Source organism: Xanthomonas sp. 3058, assembly GCF_014199765.1.
Lineage (GTDB): Bacteria > Pseudomonadota > Gammaproteobacteria > Xanthomonadales > Xanthomonadaceae > Xanthomonas > Xanthomonas campestris_B.
In genome coordinates, this window is sequence record NZ_JACHOF010000042.1 from 1 (window position 1) to 4064 (window position 4064).

Sequence of the window (4064 nt, forward strand, 5' to 3'; positions counted from 1 at the left end):
CCGGCGTGCAGACCCACGGCGAGCAAACGCTGCGCCAGTCGATTCGCGTGTGCATCGAGCGCGGCATAGTTGACGTAGCGCTGGTCCGACACCACGGCGATGGCGTCCGGCGTGCGCTGGGCCTGGGCCTGAAAACGTTGATGCAATGTCTGCTCAGGCAGGGCGGCGATCACGCCGGTGCCGAACTCAGCTAGCTGCTGACGCTGTGCCTCATGCAGCCAAGGCAGCTGCGAAACGCGACAGTCTTCCTCGCCCGTCAGCGCATGCAGCATCTGCTCAAAACAGCCCCACCAGCGCTGGATCGTGCTCGCATCAAACAGCGCTGCGGCGTAACCCAGGCTGCCCACGATGTGCGCGCCGTCTTCCTGCAGGGTCAACTCCAGATCGAACTTGCTGATCGGGAAGGGACTCTGCACGCTTTCCAGCTGCAGATCTGGCAAATCCAGCGCGATCGCAGGTGTGTTCTGCCAGGCAAACATCACCTGGAACAGCGGCGTGTGGCTCAGATGGCGCGGCGGGTTGAGGCGTTCGATGATCTGTTCAAACGGCACATCCTGATGCGCCTGCGCCGCCAGTGCAGTGCTTCGGACCTGGGCCAGCAGTTGGGCGATACTCGGATCGCCGCGCAGATCCATCCGCAGCGCCTGGGTGTTGACGAACAAGCCGATCAGCGGCTCCAGTTCGCTACGTGTGCGGTTGGCCACCGGGGTGCCGATCACCACCTCGTCCTGGCCGGACAGGCGTGCCAGAAGCACACCCCAGGCCGCAAGCAACGCCATGAACACGGTCGTGCCGTGACGTTGACTCAAGGCACGCAATGCAGCGGTGAGATCGGCATCCAACGCCAGATCCATCGTGCCGCCGGTGTAGTCCTGCAGGGCCGGACGCGGGCGGTCAGTGGGCAGTTCCAGTAGCGCCGGTGCACCCTGCAGGTGCTGTTGCCAGAAGCTCAGCTGATGCTGCAGCAGCGGGCCATCGAGCCAGCGGCGCTGCCATAGCGCGTAGTCCGGGTACTGGATCAACAGCGGCGGCAGCGGATCAGGCTGGCCCAGCGCAAAGGCGGTGTACAGGGCGCCCAGTTCATGTAGCAGGACGCTGATGGACCAGCCATCGGCCACGATGTGGTGGATCGTGATCAGCAGGCGATGTTCGTGCTCGGCCAGCTGCAGCAGGCGGCCACGAATCAGCGGGCCGGAGGTGAGATCGAAGGGCGTGCCGGTTTCCTGTTCGGCGTGGCGCTGGGCATCGGCCTCGGGATCTGCGGCCTGGCGCAGATCGATGCAGTCCAGAACAAAGCTGCGCTGCGCGGGGAGCACAACCTGGGTGGGTGTGTCTTGATCGGAGGCGAAGACGGTCCGAAGCGCCTGATGGCGAACCAGGAGCTGGTCTAGCGCCTTGCCCAGGGCATCACGGTCCAGCTTGCCGGACAGGCGCACGCCGCCGGCGATCAGGTAGGCCAGTGCTGCACGCTCATCAAGCCGGTCCAGGAGCCACAGACGCTGCTGGGCAAAGGACAGCGGCAGCAATGCGCTGCGGTCTGCCGGCACGATAGCCGGCAGGGTGCTGGCAGCGGTGGTGTCTAACGCCTGAGCCAGATCGGAAAGTCGTGGTTGGGCGAACAGCGCGGCCAGCGGCAGTTCCAGGCCGAGGGTGCTGCGGATGCGCGAGATCAGGCGCACGCCAAGTAGGGAGTGGCCGCCGAGTGCGAAGAAGCTGTCGTGGCGGCCGAATTGTTCGACGCCGAGCAGCTCGCGCCACAGCGCGGCCAGCAGCAGTTCCAGCTCGCCTTGCGGTGCGACGTAGGCCTGCACTGCGAGTGCGTCGGCATCGGGTGCCGGCAGAGCGCGGCGGTCCAGTTTGCCGTTGGCGGTGAGTGGCAGTGTTTCCACGATTACATACGCGGTCGGCAGCATCACCTCGGGCAGGCGCGTGGCCAGCTGGGTGCGCAGCGTGTCGGCGCTGAGCTGCTCGGCGTCGCCGACCAGATAGGCGACCAGACGCGGCTCGCCGGGGGTGTCCTCGCGCAGCAAGATAGCGGCATCGTCCACGCCGGCACACGCGCGCAGGGCGGCGGCAATCTCGCCCAGCTCGATGCGGAAGCCGCGCAGCTTGACCTGATCGTCGTTGCGGCCGAGATAGTCCAGCGCGCCATCGGCACGCCAGCAGGCAAGGTCACCCGTGCGATACATGCGCTGGCCGGGCTGGTCGGCGAACGGATCTGGGATGAAGCGTTCGGCAGTCAGGTCCGGTCGGCCTAGATAGCCGCGTGCCAGCTGTGGCCCAGCGATATGCAGCTGTCCGCTGACACCAATCGGTGCCAGCTGAGCGTGCGCGTCGAGCACGTGGATGCGCAGATGCGCAATCGGTTTGCCAATCGGCACGCGGCCACTGGGGTCCAGTGCATCTTCGCGGGTGGTGTCGTGGACAACGCAGCCGACCACGGTTTCGGTAGGGCCGTATTCGTTGATCAGCCGCGTGTGCGGTGCGAGGGTCTGCCAGCGGGCGAGCGTGGCTGCAGGCAAGGCTTCGCCACCGATCACCATCATCGCCGGGCTGAGCGGTTCCTGGTGCTCGGCCAACTGCTGACCGAGCACTTCCAGATGCGCCGGGGTGAGTTTGACCAGGCCCAGCGGGGTGGGGTCGCACAGGCGTTGCCGCAGCGCATCGAGGGTGTCGTGTTCGGGCAGCAGTTCGACCTGGGCGCCGCATAGCAGCGGGGCGAGCAGGCTGGTCAGGGTGGCGTCGAAGGACAAGGAGGAGGACACCACCGCGCTGGGTTGCGGCCGATAGGTCTGCACGGCCCATTGCAGGTAGTGCGTGGCACTGGCGTGCGTGAGCAAGGTGCCCTTGGGCTGGCCGCTGGAGCCGGAGGTATAGATCACATAGGCCAGATGGTCCGGGCACAGGCCGGGGACGCTCGGTGCGCCGGGGTCTTCAAGATCGCTGTGTGTGTCGGTGTCCAGGGTCAGCACGCTGACCCGCAGCATGGCGCGGCTGGCGGGCAGGCGATCCTGCAGCTCGCTGCAGGTCAGCACCGCACGCGGACGGCTGTCTTCCAGCAGGAAGGCCAGACGTTCGCTGGGCAGTTCCGGGTCCAGCGGCAGATAGGCCGCGCCGGCCTTGAGGACCGCGAGCAGGGCCACGACTTGATCGATCCCACGCGGCAGATACAACGCGACGCGGCTCTCCGCTCCAACGCCCAAGCTGCGCAGACGATGGGCCAGCTGATTGGCGCGCGCTTCGAGGACGGCGTAGCTGAGTTGAACATCTGCTTCCTGCAAGGCGATGGCATCGGGCGTGCGCCGTACCTGCGCTTCAAACAGGTGGTGGATGCACTGCGCCGGATCTAGCGCCGCGGTCTCGGTAGTGGTGAAGCGCTGCAACTGGGCGCGTTCGTCGCCAGGCAGCAGCGGCAGCTGCGCGATGGGCAGCTGCTCATCGGCGGCCATGCCGGCCAGCAGCTGGACGAACTGGGCCAGATGGCGCTCGATGGTGCCGCGGTCAAACAGCGCGCTGGCATAGCTCAGGCTACCGACGATGCGGTCCCCAACTTCGCCCAGGAACAGCTCCAGATCGAACTTGGCATCGGCCGATGGCGACTGGAACGGCTGCAGTGCGATGCCCGGCAGGGTCAGGTCGGCATCTGGGACGTTCTGCCAGGTCAGCACCACCTGGAACACCGGTTGGGCGGACAAACTGCGGGTGGGATTGAGCGCTTCGATCACTTGCTCGAAGGGCAGATCTTGATGGTCCTGCGCGGCCAATGCAGTGGCACGGACTTGGCTCAACAGCTCGGCGACCGACGGGTTGGCACGCAGATCGATCCGCAGCGCCTGGGCGTTGACGAAGAAGCCGATCAGCGCTTCGAGTTCGCTGCGGGTGCGGTTGGCGACCGGCGCGCCGATCACGACTTCGTCCTGTCCAGACAGGCGTGACAGCAGCACTGACCAGGCGGCCAATACCGTCATAAAGACGGTGCTGCCATGACGTTGACTCAAGGCGCGCAATGCGCTGGTGAGTTCGGCATCGAGGGCGATCTCGATGCTGTCGCCGCGGTAGTCCTG

At 66.2% G+C, this 4064-nt stretch carries 1 protein-coding gene; it reads right to left on the reverse strand.

What is annotated here, in order from left to right:
- On the reverse strand, positions 1 to 4064 hold a 4064-nt coding region (locus GGR61_RS20700; protein ID WP_184623785.1), incomplete at both ends, for a non-ribosomal peptide synthetase.